Origin of the sequence: Capnocytophaga catalasegens, assembly GCF_026005215.1 — a bacterium.
Lineage (GTDB): Bacteria > Bacteroidota > Bacteroidia > Flavobacteriales > Flavobacteriaceae > Capnocytophaga > Capnocytophaga catalasegens.
Window position 1 is genome coordinate 71,848 of record NZ_BPMA01000016.1, and the last position, 18,162, is coordinate 90,009.

Genomic DNA, 18,162 nt, shown 5'->3' on the forward strand with positions numbered 1-18,162 from the left:
AAAACTCTTTTATACGGGTGTAGTTCAAGGGTAGAATAGCGGTCTCCAAAACCGTTGATGGGAGTTCGAATCTCTCCACCCGTGCCAAAATTTGAAAGTGAGTTCTAAATTTTTTTTAGAATTTACTTTTACTTGTATAAAAAAGAAAAAAATGATAAGCTATATTAAAGAATCGTTTCAAGAAATAACACAAAATGTAACTTGGACATCTCGTGCTGAGGCACAACGTCTGATGATTATTGTAGCTGTTTTCTCGGTATTGTTCTCTCTGTTTATTGCAGGGGTTGATTTGGTGTTTGAAAAAATTATAGCTCAAGTATTATAAAAGCTTTTGTGATGATACTCGAAAAAAAATGGTATGTAATAAGAGCTGTAAGTGGGCAAGAAAATAAGGTAAAACATTATATTGAAACCGAAGTTGCTCGTTTAGGTTATTCAGATTATGTGGAGGAAGTTTTGGTACCAACCGAGAAAGTTCCTCAGGTTCGTAATGGAAAAAAAATAAATAAAGAAAAGGTGTTTTTTCCAGGATATGTGATGGTAAAAGCAAATTTAGCGGGAGAAATAGCGCATATTATTAAAGGAATATCAGGAGTTATTAGCTTTTTAGGAGAAACTAAAGGAGGAGATCCTATTCCTCTTCGTAAATCGGAAGTTAATAGATTACTTGGTACTGTCGATGAATTGTCTGAGAAAATAGAAACTGTTATAATACCATTTGAAGTAGGAGAAACTGTAAGAGTGATAGATGGTCCTTTTAATGGATTTAATGGAGTAATAGAAAAAGTCAATGAAGAGAAGCGTAAACTTGAAGTAATGGTTAAGATTTTCGGAAGAAAAACACCACTTGATTTGAGTTATATGCAAGTTGAAAAAGTATAATTTTGAATATTATATAAATAATAAAGTTAAACAATGGCAAAAGAATTACACAAAGTAGTTAAACTACAAGTTAAGGGAGGTGCTGCGAATCCATCGCCACCGGTTGGACCCGCTTTAGGTGCTGCTGGAGTTAACATTATGGAATTCTGTAAGCAATTTAATGCTCGTACACAGGATAAACCAGGTAAAATATTACCAGTTGTTATTTCAGTTTATAAAGACAAATCTTTTGATTTTGTCGTAAAAACACCACCTGCGGCAGTTCAGCTATTGGAAGCAGCTAAGGTTAAAGGAGGTTCAGGACAGCCCAATCGTAAAAAAGTGGCAAGTATTACTTGGGCGCAAGTGAGAGCTATTGCTGAGGACAAAATGCAAGATTTAAACGCATTTACTATTGAATCGGCAATGAGTATGGTAGCGGGTACAGCTCGTTCTATGGGGATAACAGTTAGTGGAGAAAAACCTTTTTAATCTGAAGAATTGAGATGGCAAAATTGACAAAAAAATATAAAGAAGCCTTATCAAAAGTAGATTCTAATAAGTTATATAACTTGTCAGAGGCTTCTAAATTAGTAAAAGAAATTACCTTTACCAAGTTTGATGCTTCAGTAGATATTGCAGTGCGTTTAGGAGTTGATCCTCGTAAAGCAAATCAAATGGTAAGAGGAGTCGTTACACTTCCTCACGGAACAGGGAAAGATGTAAGGGTGTTAGCATTGGTATCTCCTGATAAAGAAGCTGAAGCAAAGGCAGCAGGAGCAGACTATGTAGGGTTAGATGAATATCTACAAAAAATCAAAGATGGTTGGACAGATATTGATGTAATTATTACAATGCCAAGTGTTATGGGGAAATTAGGTCCATTAGGACGTGTATTAGGTCCTCGAGGACTTATGCCAAATCCTAAAACAGGAACGGTTACTATGGAAATAGGTAAAGCTGTTCAAGAAGTAAAATCAGGGAAAATAGATTTCCGTGTAGATAAAACAGGTATTGTACATACCTCTATCGGAAAGGTATCTTTTTCATCTGAAAAATTGGTTGATAATGCCAATGAATTAATACAAACATTGATTAAATTGAAACCTACTGCGGCTAAGGGAACATATATTAAATCGATTTATTTGTCAAGTACAATGAGTCCAAGTGTTTCAGTAGATCCCAAAGCAGTGTAATGGGTAGTTAAAAAGAATAATTATGACTAGAGAAGACAAATCATTAGTAATAGAAAATTTAACTGCACAGTTAGCTGAAAATAATATTATTTATCTTGCGGATTTAACTGGATTAGATGCAGTAGCAACAACAGAGTTGCGTAAAGCTTGTTTTAAGGCGAATATTAAATTGGCAGTAGTGAAAAATACACTTCTGGCAAAGGCAATGGAAGCTTCTGATAAAAACTTTGGTGAATTGCCAAGTGTATTAAAAGGAAATACTTCTTTAATGTATGCCGAAGTAGGAAATGTACCTGCTAAATTGATAAAAGCTTTTAGAAAGAAATCAGAAAAACCTATTTTGAAAGGAGCTTATATAGAAGAGGCTGTATTTATTGGTGATAATCAGTTAGATATGCTTTCTTCACTTAAATCAAAAGAGGAGCTTATTGGAGAAATTATTGGATTGTTACAATCACCTGCTAAAAATGTGGTTTCGGCTCTTAAATCGGGAGGAGGAAAACTGGCAGGAATTATCAAGACTTTATCAGAAAAATAAAAATTTAGAACGCACATTAATTAATTTATAAACATTTAAAAACGATAGAAATGGCAGATTTAAAAAATTTCGCAGAACAATTAGTAAATTTATCAGTAAAAGAAGTAAATGAGCTTGCTCAAATCCTTAAAGATGAATACGGAATAGAGCCAGCAGCGGCAGCAGTAGCAGTAGCAGCAGGACCTGCAGCAGCAGGAGCTGGTGAAGCAGCAGCAGAAAAAACAGAATTTGATGTTGTATTGAAAAGTGCAGGAGCAAATAAATTAGCTGTTGTTAAACTGGTAAAAGAATTGACAGGACAAGGTCTTAAAGAAGCAAAAGAATTGGTAGATGGAGCTCCTTCTACATTGAAAGAAGGTGTTTCTAAAGATGAAGCAGAAAGCCTTAAAAAATCATTAGAAGAGGCAGGAGCTGAAGTTGAACTTAAATAAGAACGACAAGCTCTGACAATAAGGTTTAGGTCTTTCCCATGTGGGGTTAGACCTAAACCATTTTGCGTATAATATTGAAAATATTTTAATATTTTTGATAATGAAGAAATATTGAAAAAGAAAATATCTGATTATCAGGTGTTTATTTTTGAGCTTTTCCATCATTTAAGATATTATGTATAAGAAAAATATTCAAAATTAGATAAGTTTCCATAAATACAATTGAGAGAAATGAGTAACTATTGTGGTTAATTAAGATGATCTTTTTAGAAACTTATTTCTAACAGAAAGACGTTAAATAAATTTTTAAAATGTAAATAACATTTTGGTTATTTATATAAATTAACAAAGTAATTACAGAGAAAATACACAACAAAACTTTCGGTTGTAGAGTAAGTTCTTCTTCATAAGAAATGATTGGAGAAAGAATTTGAAAATCAATCGTTTTAAAAAATATCACAAAAAAACGTCTTAATGCTATTTAAAAAAATTTGGTAGAAAGTTTGGCAACAAAGGTGAAAGTTTCAATAACAACTATATGAGTATAGTGTGAATGTATGACCAAGAAATTATAAAAAGAAATCAGTCCAAGGTAATAATTATTTTGGGAAAGAAAATGAACTAAAAATTATTTTTAGCAAAAGTAAAACAGAATAAGATACAAACGAAAATAAAAGTGAAACGCATCGGAGCGAATCACAATCACTAATAAAAATAGAAGTAAATGTTTACGAATCAAACTGCAAGAATCAATTTTGCTTCAACTAAGCATGTCCCTGATTATCCAGATTTTTTGGATATTCAGATTAAATCTTTCCAAGATTTTTTCCAGTTAGATACCAAATCTGACGAACGAAGCAATGAAGGTCTATATAGTACCTTTATGGAAAACTTTCCAATTACGGATACTCGGAATCAATTCGTATTGGAGTTTTTGGACTATTTTATTGACCCTCCTCGTTATACGATTGAGGAATGTATTGAGCGCGGACTAACATACAGCGTACCACTGAAAGCTCGGTTGAAATTGTATTGTACAGATATGGAACACGAAGACTTTGAAACTATTGTTCAAGATGTATATCTTGGTACAATTCCATATATGACTTCAAGTGGAACATTCGTTATCAATGGTGCGGAGCGAGTTATTGTATCGCAGTTACATCGTTCGCCAGGTGTGTTTTTTGGTCAATCATTTCACGCTAATGGAACAAAACTGTATTCTGCTAGAATAATTCCGTTTAAAGGTTCGTGGATTGAATTTGCAACAGATATTAACAATGTGATGTATGCGTACATCGACCGAAAAAAGAAACTTCCTGTTACTACGCTTTTCCGTGCTATTGGTTTTGAACGTGATAAAGATATTTTAGAAATTTTTGATTTGGCAGAAGAAATAAAAGTTTCTAAAACAGGACTTAAAAAATACTTAGGTCGTCGCTTAGCTGCCCGTGTGTTGAATACTTGGCACGAAGATTTTGTTGATGAAGATACAGGTGAAGTGGTGTCTATTGAGCGAAACGAAATTATTTTGGATCGTGATACAGTTTTAGAAAAAGAACATATTGATGAAATTGTTGATGCCAATGTGAAAACTATTCTTTTACATAAAGAAGAAGGACAAACCATCGATTACACAATTATTCATAATACATTACAAAAAGATCCTACCAATTCTGAGAAAGAGGCGGTGGAACACATTTACCGACAATTGCGTAACGCCGAACCACCTGATGAGGAGACTGCGCGTGGCATTATTGATAAATTATTTTTCTCTGACCAGCGCTATAATTTAGGAGATGTAGGGCGTTATCGAATGAACAAAAAATTAGGTCTTGATATTCCGATGGAAAAACAAGTTTTGACCAAAGAGGATATCATCACGATTGTAAAATATTTGATAGAACTTATTAACTCCAAGGCTGAGGTTGATGATATTGACCACTTGTCGAATCGTCGTATTAGAACCGTAGGCGAGCAGCTTTCGGCTCAGTTTGGAGTAGGTCTTTCACGTATGGCTCGTACTATTCGTGAGCGAATGAATGTTCGTGATAATGAGGTGTTTACTCCTATTGACCTTATCAATGCCAAAACACTTTCGTCAGTAATCAATTCTTTCTTCGGAACCAATCAGCTATCTCAGTTTATGGACCAAACGAACCCATTGGCAGAGATTACTCACAAACGAAGACTCTCAGCACTTGGTCCAGGAGGTCTTTCACGTGAGCGTGCAGGCTTTGAGGTGCGAGATGTTCATTATACACACTATGGACGTTTGTGTCCGATTGAAACTCCCGAAGGTCCGAATATCGGACTTATCTCTTCGCTTTCGGTGTATGCCAAAGTAAATCGAATGGGCTTTATAGAAACACCTTACCGAAAAGTACAAAACGGAAAAGTACAGTTAGACAAAATTGTGTATATGACTGCCGAAGATGAAGAAGGATTGAAAATACCACAGGCAAATATTGAACTTGATGACAAAGGAAATATATTGACCGAGCGATTGGTTGTTAAAGAAGATGGCGACTTCCCTGTAATTGACCGAAACGAAGTCGATTACATTGATGTAGCTCCGAACCAAATTGCTTCGATTTCCGCTTCACTGATTCCATTCTTGGAACATGATGATGCGAACCGCGCTTTGATGGGTTCAAACATGATGCGCCAAGCTGTACCTTTGCTTCGACCAGAAGCACCTATCGTAGGGACAGGCTTAGAGCAACGTATAGCGACCGATGCTCGTGTGCTTATGAATGCCGAAAGAGAAGGAACGGTTCAGTATGTTGATGCCGATAAAATCATTATTGAGTACGATAGAACTGATGAAGAAAAATTGGTTAGTTTTGAAGAAGATTTAACTACATACGATTTGATTAAATTCCGCAAAACCAACCAAGGAACTTGTATTAATCTAAAACCCATTGTTCGCAAAGGCGACCGCGTACAAAAAGGACAAGTACTCTGCGAAGGATATGCTACCGAACAGGGAGAATTGGCTCTTGGGCGCAATATGAAAGTAGCATTTATGCCGTGGAAAGGATATAATTTTGAAGATGCGATAGTAATTTCAGAACGTGTAGTACGTGAAGATATTTTCACTTCGATACATATTGATGAATATTCGCTTGATGTTCGTGATACGAAACTTGGTGTAGAAGAACTTACCAACGATATTCCTAATGTATCGGAAGAAGCTACCAAAGATTTGGACGAAAACGGAATGATTCGTATTGGAGCAGAAATAAAACCAGGCGATATTCTCATCGGTAAAGTAACTCCCAAAGGAGAGTCTGACCCAACACCCGAAGAAAAACTACTTCGTGCTATCTTTGGAGATAAAGCCGGCGATGTGAAAGATGCTTCTTTGAAAGCCTCTCCTTCGCTATATGGAGTGGTAATTGATAAAAAATTATTTTCAAGAGCGGTAAAAGACAAGCGTAAAAAAGGTAAAGAAAAAGACGAAATGGCTGTACTGGAAGCCTCTTTTACAGCTAAATTTGAAGCACTTAAAGACCGATTGATAGAAAAATTATTCACTTTGGTCAATGGAAAAACCTCGCAAGGAGTCTTTAATGATTTGGGTGAAGAAGTTCTTCCTAAGGGCAAAAAATATACACAAAAAATGCTCTATGGTATCGAAGATTACACACATTTGGTAAGTGGAGGTTGGACAACTGATGACCATACGAATGAATTGATTGATGATTTGGTACATAACTACAAAATCAGACTCAATGACTTACAAGGAGCATTGCGCCGCGACAAATTTACCCTTTCGGTGGGAGACGAATTGCCTGCTGGGGTTATGAAATTAGCAAAAATTTATATTGCCAAAAAACGAAAACTCAAAGTAGGAGACAAAATGGCAGGTCGTCACGGAAACAAAGGTATCGTAGCACGTATTGTTCGTGATGAAGATATGCCTTTCTTGGAAGACGGAACCCCTGTGGATATTGTACTAAATCCGCTTGGAGTGCCTTCGCGTATGAACATAGGGCAGATATATGAAACCGTACTGGGTTGGGCAGGACAGAAACTAAACTTGAAGTTTGCTACTCCTATTTTCGATGGTGCTTCCGTAGAAGAAATTACTGAATATACCGACAAGGCAGGCGTACCACGTTTTGGTCACACTTACCTTTACGATGGAGGAACTGGTGAGCGATTTGACCAACCGGCAACTGTGGGAGTAATTTATATGATTAAACTCGGGCATATGATTGATGATAAGATGCACGCTCGTTCCATTGGTCCATACTCACTCATCACGCAACAGCCACTCGGTGGTAAAGCACAGTTCGGAGGACAGCGTTTCGGAGAGATGGAGGTTTGGGCTTTGGAAGCGTATGGAGCATCAAGTACTTTGCGCGAAATCTTGACCGTGAAGTCAGACGATGTAATAGGTCGTGCCAAAACATACGAGGCTATCGTTCATGGCGATACGATGCCTGAGCCAGGTATTCCAGAGTCGTTCAATGTATTGTTGCATGAACTTAAAGGATTGGGCTTAGATGTTCGCTTGGAATAAATATTTTTTTGACAATATAAAACTTTACCAAAAATCGGCAACAAAAAAAATCAGTTCGATTTTTGGTAAAGGTTGCATAATCACATTATAGAAAAGATACTATTTTGAAGAAGAAAAAATCTTTATAATGAATGGCAAAAAGAATGTATGTTGTGGCAATTGTGGCAATTATTTTATTAGGAATTATTCATTCATTGCTGACTTTTAAGAATGATTTTTCAGGAAAAATCGAACCTTATTGGTTTTTTAGTGCAGGAATGGCACTTCTTTTTGCAGGGATAATAAACTATATGAATTATCGGGTACAAACAACTTTTACGTTTTACAATACATTGATTACGAATCTATTTGTAGTGATTTTTTCTGCAAGTCTTGCTATAGAAATGAGAAAACCAACGGCTATATTAGTCCTTGTTTTTTCTGTTTTGTTGCTTATAGGAATGATGTTCAGTAAGAAAACAATGTAATTGAAAATTTCTGATGAAATTCCTAAATTTTGCCAAAGGTAATTGTGTTGTATAAAATATGAAATATGAAATATTTTAGATTAAAAACTATTTTTAGAATTGTACAATAATCTACCTAATTAAAGGTAAGTATAAAATATTCTATGGGTGTTAATATAGAGAAAAAAGAAGGAGATGATTTTTACACTGTGACTGTTCCGAAAGGAACGAGAAAATTAATAGCGACTGTTACAGTAAAAAGTACAGGACAGAAAATGTCTGCGGAGTTATTGTTGGTTGATAAAGATGAATGTATTTCCAATGATATTTATATAAGTGAAGTAACAGGAGGAATTTATCATAAATTTGGTAATGGAGAAGGAAATGTACGTGCTATTGATAGTGTAGATTGGGAAATAGCTAATGATAAAGAAGATTTGTGCGAAAAAATAAAATATTTAGAACAGAAAAGCTATATTGTAACTGTAGATAACTTGAAAATACAAGAAGATTTACAAGAAATACATAGTAGAACGACAGACGCAGAAGAACAACTTTTCATAGTATTAGATAGAAATTCTCAAAAAATAACGAGTATTATTGGTTCCCGAGGAAAAAAAGGGAAAATACCTTTCTCTACAAGTCCTGTTCATTCTAATCGAGGTATTACGATTGAACATAATGGAATTTTATATGCTTTTTTTGGTCAAGTACACACCCATGACCTTATATCGAAAGAAGAAAGGGAAAAAGGAAGAGAAAATGCTTTTGGAACATCAAAAGACGATGAAATTGTAGCAAAAACGACAAAATGTCCTATTTATGCATTAGATAGTTGGAATTTTTTCTCAAAAAGTGCCAGAGTTACTATAAACAGAGTCATTCCTCAGGGGATTCATACAAAAAAAATAGGTAAAACTTATGGTAAAAAAGATAAAAAAACAGGAGAAATAGATTTGGGAGGGACAGTAGATATAGGTTTGGAATGTCTAAATTATAGAATAGAAAGACTATGATGCGCGTAATGTTATTTTTTTTTATAGGTTTGTTGTCTGTTAAAGCACAAACAGAAGAAATAAATAAGCAAGAATATGTTTATTATTTTCCCGAAAAAATACGAGAAGGATTGGCGAAGGAGATTTATAAATGGAAAAATACAGAAGTCTTTTTAGTAATAAGGGAAATAAGTATAGATGAAAGTATAAGTTTTAGTCTTGTACCATTTTATAAATCGGAGATTGACACCATTTGTTATGGTTTTTTGAAAATAAAAGATAGTGGAAGGATAACTTATATAGATGGAAAAAAATATTATGTAGTTTATGGGTTAGATCAAAAGTATGGTACGTTGTATGCTCCTTTTATGTCTTTAACAGAAAGGAAGAAAAAAGTTTGTGAAAAACAAATGCTAAGAAAAGGGCAAGAGGAAAAAATGGCTCAAGAATTGTATCCAACAAACTTTATTCAAATATACGAGCACGCAAAATATATAAGTTTTGATGCAGAAGGAAATATAATAGAAAATAAATAAAAACACCATATAAACAACATTTTTGTATTTGCATTTTGGAGACGGAATAGTAAAAGTAGCAGAAAGAGGTTTAGCTTGTCAGAGCTTGTGAAAGTAAGAACGGAAGGAGGTTTAGCTTGTCAGAGCTTGTGAAAGTAAGAACGGAAAGAGGTTTAGCTTGTCAGAGCTTGTGAAAGTAAAAACGGAAAGAAGTTTAGCTTGTCAGAGTTTGTGAAAGTAAAAACGGAAAGAGGTTTAGCTTGTCAGAGCTTGTGAAAGTAAGAACAAAAAGTAATTTCAGATGAATTTTTAGAATATTGCCATTTTATTGCTTACATTCCCTTAGAAAAAGATAAGGAGAGATGAAAAAATAGTAAAATTTTTTAAAAAAATACATTATGGAGACATTAAAATTAGTAAAATTAGACTTAATCAGGCTACACAATGCCGAGTTTGGGCAGTTTTTGACACGAATTTTTGAAGATTTTGCCAAAAACAATTTCAATATGGAAGAAGATGCCGACCTAAAACGCCTCTTTGACCAACTCAAAGCACAAAGTGTTAGCTTTGACAAGGCATTGGAGCAGGTTAGAGCCAGCGAAGAGTCTAAAAAAATAGCACAGCTTGATAAGGTACGTGATGCTGATTTTCAGACATTCAAAGATAGTGTCAAATTGCATCGTAATACCAAAACAGAAGCCAAAAAAGACGCTTACAATGCCCTGAAAATCATTTTGGACAATTACAAAGAGGTACAAAACGAATCATACGAAGAAGAAACCAAGAAAATCAACACCTTGCTTTCGACCTTAAAAGCAAGTAACAATGCGGCGCACATCGCAATGCTTGGTATTGGTGAGTATGTAACCGAACTGGAAAAAGCCAACACGGCATTCAACGACTTGTATGCGCATCGTTCGTATCAAATCTCGCAAAAACAAACTTTTGATGTGAAGAAACTCCGCTCAGAAGCCACGCAAACCTATCGTATAATGACCGAATATGTGCTGGGAACGGCAAAAGTCAAGCAAACCGATTTTTACAAAAAAGCATTGGATTTGTTCAACAATAGTCGTAAATCCTTTGCTGATATATTGGCTCGGAGAAGTTCCCCAAAAAGTACCAAAGAGTAGTTGAACTCAAAATAAAGCACAATGTCGGTAGTGTATAGCCAAATGGCATTGGGGGCAGAGAATGCTCCCACTGATATTCCGCAGGAGAATGGCGCAACGCATATTGCCTTCTTTTTGCGTTGGATTATAGAAAAAGGATTGTATTCTAAGGAGTTCTTGGAGGATTTTCCTGAAGAAATCAAATCCATAGAAAAGAATGACAAACAGGTGGGATTGTAGAGCGTTCTTTTTCGATGGAATGGACGGCGTGCTAACCGATGAGGAACTTAATACCAAAGGGAAAGCCTTTGCCAAGGCGTATTATACGAGTGATAAAACTAAGTTTGCCAAGTCCAACGGATATTATTTGGACGATTACGATAATTGGGTAGAGGCGAAATACGGAGCGGACTATTTTGGAAACGCCTATTTCTACATAGAGAATACTGAGGAGAATTATAAAGAAGTGAAAGACTTTATCGAGAAGCAATACGGAGAATTTTTAGCCTCCAAAGCAAAGTAGTTTTCGGTAAAAAAGGGCATCGGCAGTCAGATGAACATAGAGGAATTGAGAGCGTATTGTTTGTCGTTTAAGGGAGTAGAAGAAGGATTTCCGTTTGGGGAAGAAATATTAGTGTTTTCTGTCAAAGGGAAGATGTTTTGCTTGGTAAATATTGAGAAATGCGAGTATATCAACCTAAAATGCGACCCTGAACAGGCAATCGAACTACGTGAGCAGTACACCGAAGTTACGGCAGGCTGGCATATGAATAAAAAACATTGGAACAGCGTGCGCATAGATGGAAACTTACCAACAAAATTACTTAAAGAATGGATAACAGATTCTTATAAATTGGTAATTGCAGGACTTTCTAAAAAAATTAGAGAAGAATTGGTATCAGAGACAAATAAATAAGTTTAATGAAAGGTGTTGAGCATCTCAAAAGTGAAGAAGAAAAAACAAAAGTAAAATAATAGAGATAATGAAACGAATTTTAACATTAGCAGGAATACTAATATTAGCATTAGTATCGTGCGGAAAAAGTGATGACGGAGGTACAACTGAACAAAAATCTTTAACAGGAGGTACTTATACAATAAAAGCCACAGTAACTGATGGAATACTAACAGAGGCAAAAATTCAAATGGATATGTACTCAGATGATAGTAAAGAAATAAAAATTCCAGAAGCAGAAATTAAAGGAAAAACCCAATGGAGTAGGGAATATTCTTTTAAGAGAACAACTTATGTGAGTGTTTGGGCAGAAACCAATTCAGACAATTCGACTCTAATTTTGGAACTTTTAAAAGACGGAAAAGTTCTTAAAAAAGAAACCAAAGTAGGAAAAGAAAGATTAGTAGGAGGAGTGAGTATTCTGTAAATGTAGAAATTATTTAGTAACTTCCTTTAGCCTCTCAAAAGCGAAAAACTTGGAAAAAAACAAAAGTAGAATAAAGAGAAATAATTATAAAAAGTATGATATATTTTCTCAGGCTGAAAACTCTTAACATACTTTTTTATAACACAATCTATATAATATTTTTGGTATAATAGATTAGATAATTAGATAAAAAAATGGTTTTTTCTTATTATTTTTGCCCATTGTATATGTTTCGCAATCACTTAGATATGCGAGGAAAAATTTTCCAAGGAAAAATAGAATCTATTTATGGAGACAGAACAGGTTATACAACATTTTTATATTTGCATTTTGGAGACGGAATAGCAAAAGTAGCGGAAGAGGTTCGTCCCATACAAGGGAAAAATTATATTTCCTACAAAGTAAAGTTTCCAGAACTTAAAGTTCCAGTAAAAAAATATTTGAAAGTTCTTTTTAGAATAGCAAATAAAGAAAAATAAATTTCTAAACAAATTAGAAAAAATTAAATAAATTAAGATACCATATAAACAAATTATGGCAAGAGTAAAAGACAAAAATGCAGCAACGAGATTTGATAAAATCTCTATTGGTTTGGCTTCACCAGAAGTTATTCTGGCAGCGTCCAGAGGCGAAGTATTGAAGCCCGAAACGATTAACTATCGTACGCACAAACCTGAGCGCGACGGGCTTTTCTGTGAGCGTATTTTCGGTCCTGTAAAAGACTACGAATGTGCATGCGGAAAGTATAAACGTATCCGTTATAAGGGTATCGTGTGCGATCGTTGTGGGGTTGAGGTTACCGAAAAGAAAGTACGCCGTGATCGAGTAGGGCATATCAATTTGGTTGTGCCAGTGGCTCATATCTGGTATTTTCGTTCGCTTCCGAACAAAATCGGTTATCTTTTAGGGCTTCCTTCCAAGAAGTTGGATATGATTATCTATTATGAAAGATATGTAGTTATTCAACCAGGTATCGCCAAAGGTATTGATGGAGAAGATTTACAACCCTTAGATTTCCTAACAGAAGAAGAATATTTAGATATTGTAGAATCACTTCCAGTTGAAAATCAGTATTTAGAAGATTCTGACCCGAATAAATTTGTTGCCAAAATGGGTGCTGAGTGTTTGTACGAATTGTTACAACGCTTAGACTTAGATGCTCTTTCGTATGATTTGAGACACAAAGCCAATACAGAAACATCAAAACAACGAAAAACCGAAGCTCTTAAGCGCTTGCAAGTAGTTGAAGCTTTCCGCGAATCACAAAAAACTCGAGAAAATAAACCCGAGTGGATGATTATGAAAGTCATTCCTGTAATTCCGCCCGAATTGCGTCCGCTTGTACCACTTGACGGAGGGCGTTTTGCTACTTCTGATTTGAATGATTTGTACCGAAGAGTTATCATTCGCAACAACCGTCTTAAAAGATTGATGGAAATTAAAGCTCCCGATGTAATCTTGCGTAACGAAAAACGTATGTTGCAAGAAGCAGTCGATTCACTTTTCGATAATACGCGTAAGGCTTCAGCTGTAAAAACCGAATCGAATCGTCCGCTTAAATCGCTTTCCGATTCACTCAAAGGAAAACAAGGACGTTTCCGTCAGAATTTACTCGGTAAGCGTGTCGATTACTCGGCGCGTTCGGTAATTGTTGTAGGTCCTGAAATGAAACTTTATGAGTGCGGACTTCCTAAAAATATGGCAGCTGAGCTTTACAAACCGTTCGTTATTCGTAAGCTTATTGAGCGTGGTATCGTAAAAACTGTCAAGTCTGCCAAGAGAATTATTGATAAAAAAGAACCTGTAGTATGGGATATTTTGGAAAATGTTATCAAAGGACACCCTGTACTACTGAACCGTGCCCCCACATTGCACCGATTGGGTATTCAGGCTTTCCAACCTAAATTGATAGAAGGAAAGGCAATTCGCTTACATCCGCTTGTATGTACGGCATTCAATGCGGACTTTGACGGAGACCAAATGGCAGTACATTTGCCATTAGGACCTGAAGCCATTTTGGAAGCTCAAATGTTGATGTTGGCTTCGCACAATATTCTAAATCCTGCCAATGGTTCGCCAATTACTGTACCTTCGCAAGATATGGTTTTGGGGCTTTACTATATGACCAAATCGCGTAAATCAACTCCTGAATATCCTGTAAAAGGTGAAGGGCAAGTATTTTATTCGGCAGAAGAGGTCAATATCGCTTATAACGAGAAAAAACTTCACTTGAATGCCATTATTAAAGTACGAGTGCAAGATTTAGACGAGAACGGAAATATTGTTACTAAACTTTTGGAAACAACCACCGGACGTGTATTATTCAATGAAGTTGTGCCTAAAGAAGCTGGATTTATCAATACAGTACTTACCAAAAAATCACTTCGTGACATTATAGGTGATGTATTAAAAGTTACCAATGTGCCTCGTACAGCTGACTTTTTGGACGATATCAAGTCAATGGGATACAAATTTGCTTTCCAAGGAGGTCTATCATTCAGTTTGGGTGATATCATTATTCCGAAAGAAAAAGAAACGATGATTGCTGATGCCAACGAACAAGTAGAAGGTATCGTAGGAAACTATAATATGGGACTTATTACCAATAACGAGCGTTATAATCAGGTAATTGATGTATGGACTTCAACCAATTCGAAATTGACCGAATTGGCAATGAAACGCATCAGCGAAGACCAACAAGGATTCAATTCGGTTTATATGATGTTAGATTCGGGAGCGCGTGGTTCTAAGGAGCAAATACGCCAGCTTACTGGTATGCGAGGACTTATGGCAAAACCGAAAAAATCAACTGCAGGAGGTGGAGAAATTATCGAAAACCCAATCCTTTCAAACTTCAAGGAAGGACTTTCGATATTGGAGTACTTTATCTCGACACACGGGGCGCGTAAAGGTCTTGCAGATACCGCTTTGAAAACTGCCGATGCTGGATATCTTACTCGTCGTTTGGTTGATGTTTCGCAAGATGTTATCATCAATACAAACGATTGTGGCACACTTCGTGGCATTGAAGTTCAAGCCTTGAAGAAAAACGAAGAGGTTATCGAAACACTTGGAGAGCGTGTATTGGGACGCGTTGCTTTGAACGATGTGATCAATCCTATAACAGAGGAAGTTATTGTTGAAGCAGGACAAGAAATTACCGAACTAATGGTTGAAAAAATCAATCAAGCACCTCTTGAAACTATAGAGGTTCGTTCGGCACTTACTTGTGAGGCAAAACATGGAATTTGTGCCAAATGTTATGGAAGAAATCTCTCTACTGGTAAAATGGTTCAAATGGGAGAAGCTGTTGGGGTTATTGCTGCACAATCTATCGGAGAGCCAGGTACACAGCTTACACTTCGTACATTCCACATGGGAGGTACCGCAGGGAATATTTCTGAAGAAAATAAATTGATAGCTCGTTTTAATGGTATTCTTGAAATTGACGATTTGAAAGTTGTAAAAGGCGAAGACAATGACGGAAATGCAGTAGAGGTTGTTATTTCGCGTACTTCAGAGGTAAAAATTATTGAACCACATTCGAAAATCGTATTGAGTACTTCCAATATTCCGTATGGGGCATTTATTTTTGCCAAAAATGGACAAGAAATTTCCAAAGGAGATGTTATTTGTCAATGGGACCCTTACAATGCTGTAATTATTTCAGAATTTACAGGAGTTGTGGCCTACGAAAATATCGAACAAGGACAAACTTATCAAGTAGAAATAGACGAACAAACTGGTTTCCAAGAAAAAGTTATTGTCGAATCACGTAACAAAAAACTCATCCCGACATTGCTCATTCAAGATAGGGAAGGTAATACGCTTCGTTCGTACAACTTGCCAGTAGGTGCGCATCTTATGGTGGATAATAAAGAAAAAATTAAAGAAGGAAAAGTATTGGTAAAAATCCCTCGTAAGTCTGCCAAATCGGGCGATATTACAGGAGGTTTGCCACGGGTAACAGAACTTTTCGAAGCTCGTAATCCTTCAAACCCTGCTGTAGTTTCTGAGATTGACGGAGTGGTTTCGTTTGGAAAAGTAAAGCGAGGAAATAGAGAAATTGTTGTAGAGTCTAAATTAGGAGAAGTACGTCATTATTTGGTCAAATTGTCAAATCAGGTATTGGTACAAGAGAATGACTATGTGCGAGCAGGAATGCCTCTTTCAGATGGTTCGGTAACTCCTGATGATATTTTGAAAATTAAAGGACCTTCGGCAGTACAACAATATTTAGTAAATGAAGTTCAGGAAGTATATCGTTTGCAAGGAGTGAAAATCAATGACAAACACTTTGAAGTAGTAGTACGTCAGATGATGCGTAAAGTTGAAATACAAGACCCAGGTGATACATTATTCTTGGAAGGTCAATTAGTTCATAAAGATGACTTTATCGAAGAGAATGATAAATTATTTGGTAAAAAAATAGTAGAAGATGCAGGATATTCGGAACATCTTAAAGCAGGGCAGATAGTTACCCTTCGCCAACTTCGTGATGAAAATTCACTTTTGAAGCGAAATGATAAAAATCTGGTAGAGGCTCGTGATGTAATTCCTGCAACAGCAATACCTGTATTACAGGGTATTACTCGTGCTTCATTGCAAACCAAATCGTTTATCTCAGCAGCATCATTCCAAGAGACAACCAAAGTACTCAATGAAGCAGCTGTACAAGGTAAAGTTGATTTCCTTGAAGGATTGAAAGAAAACGTAATTGTTGGGCATCGAATACCAGCAGGTACAGGTATGAAACGCTACGAAAGCATTATTGTTGGAACTAAAAAAGAATTTGAAAAATAAAATGGACAAAGAACATAGTACAGAACTCAGCATAGAACTCGATGAAAAAACAGCCAGTGGTGTGTATTCGAACTTGGCAATTATCAATCATTCGAATACAGAATTTGTAATTGATTATGTGAGTGTTATGCCTGGTGTACCCAAAGCAAAAGTACAAAGTCGAATTATTCTCACTCCGCATAATGCCAAGCGATTGCTCAAAGCCTTAGCCGATAATATTCAAAAGTTCGAAAAGTCGCACGGCGCTATCGAAGAGGAAGTACCTAATTCCATTCCGCTTTTTGGACAACAAGGCAAAGCATAGTTTCGTGCTCTAATAATATAAATATAACAGAATGATAAACGCTATTACTTTTATGTAATAGCGTTTGTTTTATTTTAAGATGTATAAATAATATTCTTATTTTACATACTGATAATCTTGCGTTGTATTTGCCTTCGCCTCTTGTACATTGATTACTTTGTTTGAAGCATCGGTTACAAATACTACAACTCTTACATTATTGAGTTTACCTGTGCTTAGGAGTTTATAACTTACGGGTTGTTTGTTTTTAATTACTTCTGCGTTTGCTTCCAGAGTACCTAACGAATTTCCTTTTATATTACCTGAACAATCACGTAGGACGTCATTGTGTTCAAAATTAGAACCAACTCCAAATTGATAATCAATAACATTATCTTCTACAATAAAGATATGATATTTCAAATTTTCTAATCGTACTTGCGATTGAAAACTTACCGAAACATTTCCTTCAGTTTCTGTTAGTTCTGAACTTATTTTAATACCCAAAGGTGAAGAAGGTGTTTTCTCTAAATGAGTATAAATATTTTGCCCTGCATTACTTTTATATAATTGCTGATGTCGGTTCATTGCAAAATATGGGAAGCCAGTCATATTATCTTTTTCAAGATATCTATAATATTTAACAATTGAATTACTTTTATCAATGTGCATTGGATCGAAGTATCTAAGGTTGTTATTATGAACAGCTACGACAACGACTCGTTTTCCTAACTCATTGGCAGTTTTAACTTGGTTAATAATTTTGATAACAGGAGGGCAGTTGGAACACCACGAGCCTGTTACATCTTCCACATAGGCTTTATAAACGAATTGTTTTTTACCATCTGTTTGATTATCCTCTTTCGGAATTGTGTTTTGATTGTTATTTGCTTGAGGCTCAGTAGTAGTTGTTTTTTTCATCTTTACTACAAGAGATTATACACAAAAATAGTGTGCTTGTTAAAAGTAACTTTTTCATTGAAATATGATTTATGATTGAGAGGCAAAATTACAAAAAATTTTTGACAAAATAACATTTATTATTATTTTTTTATATACCTTTGCAAAA

The 18,162-nt window shown here is 35.6% G+C and carries 19 protein-coding genes and 1 tRNA gene; 19 read left to right on the top strand and 1 reads right to left on the bottom strand.

From position 1 onward, the window contains the following. Positions 1 to 13: 13 nt before the first annotated feature. The 19 genes from OO775_RS04720 (at position 14) to OO775_RS04810 (ending at position 17,114) form a co-directional block, all read left to right on the top strand. A tRNA-Trp gene (locus OO775_RS04720) sits at positions 14 to 87 on the top strand. A 64-nt stretch (positions 88 to 151) separates the two neighbouring features. Then, a complete protein-coding gene (gene secE / locus OO775_RS04725; protein WP_264845876.1) occupies positions 152 to 325 on the top strand; it encodes a preprotein translocase subunit SecE in 174 nt (57 codons plus the stop codon). 11 nt (positions 326 to 336) lie between these two features. Then, complete coding sequence (gene nusG / locus OO775_RS04730) at positions 337 to 882, top strand: transcription termination/antitermination protein NusG (RefSeq protein ID WP_264845877.1); 546 nt, start codon at positions 337 to 339, stop codon at positions 880 to 882. A 33-nt stretch (positions 883 to 915) separates the two neighbouring features. Beyond that, positions 916 to 1,353: a 50S ribosomal protein L11 gene (gene rplK / locus OO775_RS04735; RefSeq protein WP_264845878.1), complete on the top strand. Its 438-nt coding sequence runs from the start codon at positions 916 to 918 to the stop codon at positions 1,351 to 1,353. A 14-nt stretch (positions 1,354 to 1,367) separates the two neighbouring features. Continuing rightward, complete coding sequence (gene rplA / locus OO775_RS04740) at positions 1,368 to 2,057, top strand: 50S ribosomal protein L1 (RefSeq protein ID WP_264845879.1); 690 nt, start codon at positions 1,368 to 1,370, stop codon at positions 2,055 to 2,057. Between the two features lie 22 nt (positions 2,058 to 2,079). Next, positions 2,080 to 2,595: a 50S ribosomal protein L10 gene (rplJ, locus tag OO775_RS04745; protein WP_264845881.1), complete on the top strand. Its 516-nt coding sequence runs from the start codon at positions 2,080 to 2,082 to the stop codon at positions 2,593 to 2,595. A gap of 50 nt (positions 2,596 to 2,645) precedes the next feature. Continuing rightward, complete coding sequence (gene rplL, locus OO775_RS04750) at positions 2,646 to 3,026, top strand: 50S ribosomal protein L7/L12 (RefSeq protein WP_264845882.1); 381 nt, start codon at positions 2,646 to 2,648, stop codon at positions 3,024 to 3,026. Positions 3,027 to 3,750: 724 nt separating this feature from the next. Further along, a complete protein-coding gene (gene rpoB / locus OO775_RS04755) occupies positions 3,751 to 7,557 on the top strand; it encodes a DNA-directed RNA polymerase subunit beta (protein ID WP_264845883.1) in 3,807 nt (1,268 codons plus the stop codon). Positions 7,558 to 7,688: 131 nt separating this feature from the next. Further along, positions 7,689 to 8,024 carry a hypothetical protein gene (locus tag OO775_RS04760; RefSeq protein WP_264845884.1) on the top strand — a complete coding sequence of 112 codons (336 nt, stop codon included), beginning with the start codon at positions 7,689 to 7,691 and terminating at the stop codon, positions 8,022 to 8,024. A 143-nt stretch (positions 8,025 to 8,167) separates the two neighbouring features. Then, positions 8,168 to 9,019, top strand: a complete 852-nt coding sequence (locus OO775_RS04765; protein ID WP_264845885.1) for a hypothetical protein — start codon at positions 8,168 to 8,170, stop codon at positions 9,017 to 9,019. Further along, positions 9,016 to 9,534: a hypothetical protein gene (locus OO775_RS04770; RefSeq protein WP_264845886.1), complete on the top strand. Its 519-nt coding sequence runs from the start codon at positions 9,016 to 9,018 to the stop codon at positions 9,532 to 9,534. Before OO775_RS04765 ends, OO775_RS04770 begins: the two co-directional genes overlap by 4 nt. A gap of 377 nt (positions 9,535 to 9,911) precedes the next feature. After that, entirely contained in the window at positions 9,912 to 10,646 is a 735-nt protein-coding gene (locus tag OO775_RS04775) for a DUF6261 family protein (protein WP_264845887.1), read from the top strand. 21 nt (positions 10,647 to 10,667) lie between these two features. Next, positions 10,668 to 10,865 carry a DUF7832 domain-containing protein gene (locus OO775_RS04780; RefSeq protein WP_264845889.1) on the top strand — a complete coding sequence of 66 codons (198 nt, stop codon included), beginning with the start codon at positions 10,668 to 10,670 and terminating at the stop codon, positions 10,863 to 10,865. After that, complete coding sequence (locus OO775_RS04785; protein WP_264845890.1) at positions 10,843 to 11,148, top strand: DUF7832 domain-containing protein; 306 nt, start codon at positions 10,843 to 10,845, stop codon at positions 11,146 to 11,148. The genes OO775_RS04780 and OO775_RS04785 overlap by 23 nt, the downstream gene beginning before the upstream one ends. Before the next feature lie 30 nt (positions 11,149 to 11,178). After that, positions 11,179 to 11,541 carry an MmcQ/YjbR family DNA-binding protein gene (locus OO775_RS04790; RefSeq protein WP_264845891.1) on the top strand — a complete coding sequence of 121 codons (363 nt, stop codon included), beginning with the start codon at positions 11,179 to 11,181 and terminating at the stop codon, positions 11,539 to 11,541. Positions 11,542 to 11,608: 67 nt separating this feature from the next. Continuing rightward, complete coding sequence (locus OO775_RS04795) at positions 11,609 to 12,007, top strand: hypothetical protein (protein WP_264845892.1); 399 nt, start codon at positions 11,609 to 11,611, stop codon at positions 12,005 to 12,007. A 194-nt stretch (positions 12,008 to 12,201) separates the two neighbouring features. After that, positions 12,202 to 12,486, top strand: coding sequence for a hypothetical protein (locus OO775_RS04800; RefSeq protein WP_264845894.1), 285 nt, complete (start codon positions 12,202 to 12,204; stop codon positions 12,484 to 12,486). Positions 12,487 to 12,541: 55 nt separating this feature from the next. Continuing rightward, positions 12,542 to 16,810, top strand: coding sequence for a DNA-directed RNA polymerase subunit beta' (rpoC, locus tag OO775_RS04805; protein WP_264845895.1), 4,269 nt, complete (start codon positions 12,542 to 12,544; stop codon positions 16,808 to 16,810). A gap of 1 nt (position 16,811) precedes the next feature. Then, on the top strand, positions 16,812 to 17,114 hold the full coding sequence (locus tag OO775_RS04810) for a DUF3467 domain-containing protein (protein WP_264845897.1): 303 nt from the start codon (positions 16,812 to 16,814) through the stop codon (positions 17,112 to 17,114). Positions 17,115 to 17,210: 96 nt separating this feature from the next. On the opposite strand, the gene OO775_RS04815 is transcribed toward OO775_RS04810, so the two are convergent. After that, complete coding sequence (locus OO775_RS04815; protein ID WP_264845898.1) at positions 17,211 to 18,014, bottom strand: Omp28-related outer membrane protein; 804 nt, start codon at positions 18,012 to 18,014, stop codon at positions 17,211 to 17,213. Positions 18,015 to 18,162 lie beyond the last annotated feature (148 nt).

Coding starts and splice junctions, on each gene's coding strand:
- secE (WP_264845876.1), top strand. CDS start 152: ATGATAAGCTATATTAAAGAATCGTTTCAAGAAATAACACAAAATGTA.
- nusG (WP_264845877.1), top strand. CDS start 337: ATGATACTCGAAAAAAAATGGTATGTAATAAGAGCTGTAAGTGGGCAA.
- rplK (WP_264845878.1), top strand. CDS start 916: ATGGCAAAAGAATTACACAAAGTAGTTAAACTACAAGTTAAGGGAGGT.
- rplA (WP_264845879.1), top strand. CDS start 1,368: ATGGCAAAATTGACAAAAAAATATAAAGAAGCCTTATCAAAAGTAGAT.
- rplJ (WP_264845881.1), top strand. CDS start 2,080: ATGACTAGAGAAGACAAATCATTAGTAATAGAAAATTTAACTGCACAG.
- rplL (WP_264845882.1), top strand. CDS start 2,646: ATGGCAGATTTAAAAAATTTCGCAGAACAATTAGTAAATTTATCAGTA.
- rpoB (WP_264845883.1), top strand. CDS start 3,751: ATGTTTACGAATCAAACTGCAAGAATCAATTTTGCTTCAACTAAGCAT.
- OO775_RS04760 (WP_264845884.1), top strand. CDS start 7,689: ATGGCAAAAAGAATGTATGTTGTGGCAATTGTGGCAATTATTTTATTA.
- OO775_RS04765 (WP_264845885.1), top strand. CDS start 8,168: ATGGGTGTTAATATAGAGAAAAAAGAAGGAGATGATTTTTACACTGTG.
- OO775_RS04770 (WP_264845886.1), top strand. CDS start 9,016: ATGATGCGCGTAATGTTATTTTTTTTTATAGGTTTGTTGTCTGTTAAA.
- OO775_RS04775 (WP_264845887.1), top strand. CDS start 9,912: ATGGAGACATTAAAATTAGTAAAATTAGACTTAATCAGGCTACACAAT.
- OO775_RS04780 (WP_264845889.1), top strand. CDS start 10,668: ATGTCGGTAGTGTATAGCCAAATGGCATTGGGGGCAGAGAATGCTCCC.
- OO775_RS04785 (WP_264845890.1), top strand. CDS start 10,843: ATGACAAACAGGTGGGATTGTAGAGCGTTCTTTTTCGATGGAATGGAC.
- OO775_RS04790 (WP_264845891.1), top strand. CDS start 11,179: ATGAACATAGAGGAATTGAGAGCGTATTGTTTGTCGTTTAAGGGAGTA.
- OO775_RS04795 (WP_264845892.1), top strand. CDS start 11,609: ATGAAACGAATTTTAACATTAGCAGGAATACTAATATTAGCATTAGTA.
- OO775_RS04800 (WP_264845894.1), top strand. CDS start 12,202: ATGGTTTTTTCTTATTATTTTTGCCCATTGTATATGTTTCGCAATCAC.
- rpoC (WP_264845895.1), top strand. CDS start 12,542: ATGGCAAGAGTAAAAGACAAAAATGCAGCAACGAGATTTGATAAAATC.
- OO775_RS04810 (WP_264845897.1), top strand. CDS start 16,812: ATGGACAAAGAACATAGTACAGAACTCAGCATAGAACTCGATGAAAAA.
- OO775_RS04815 (WP_264845898.1), bottom strand. CDS start 18,014: ATGAAAAAAACAACTACTACTGAGCCTCAAGCAAATAACAATCAAAAC.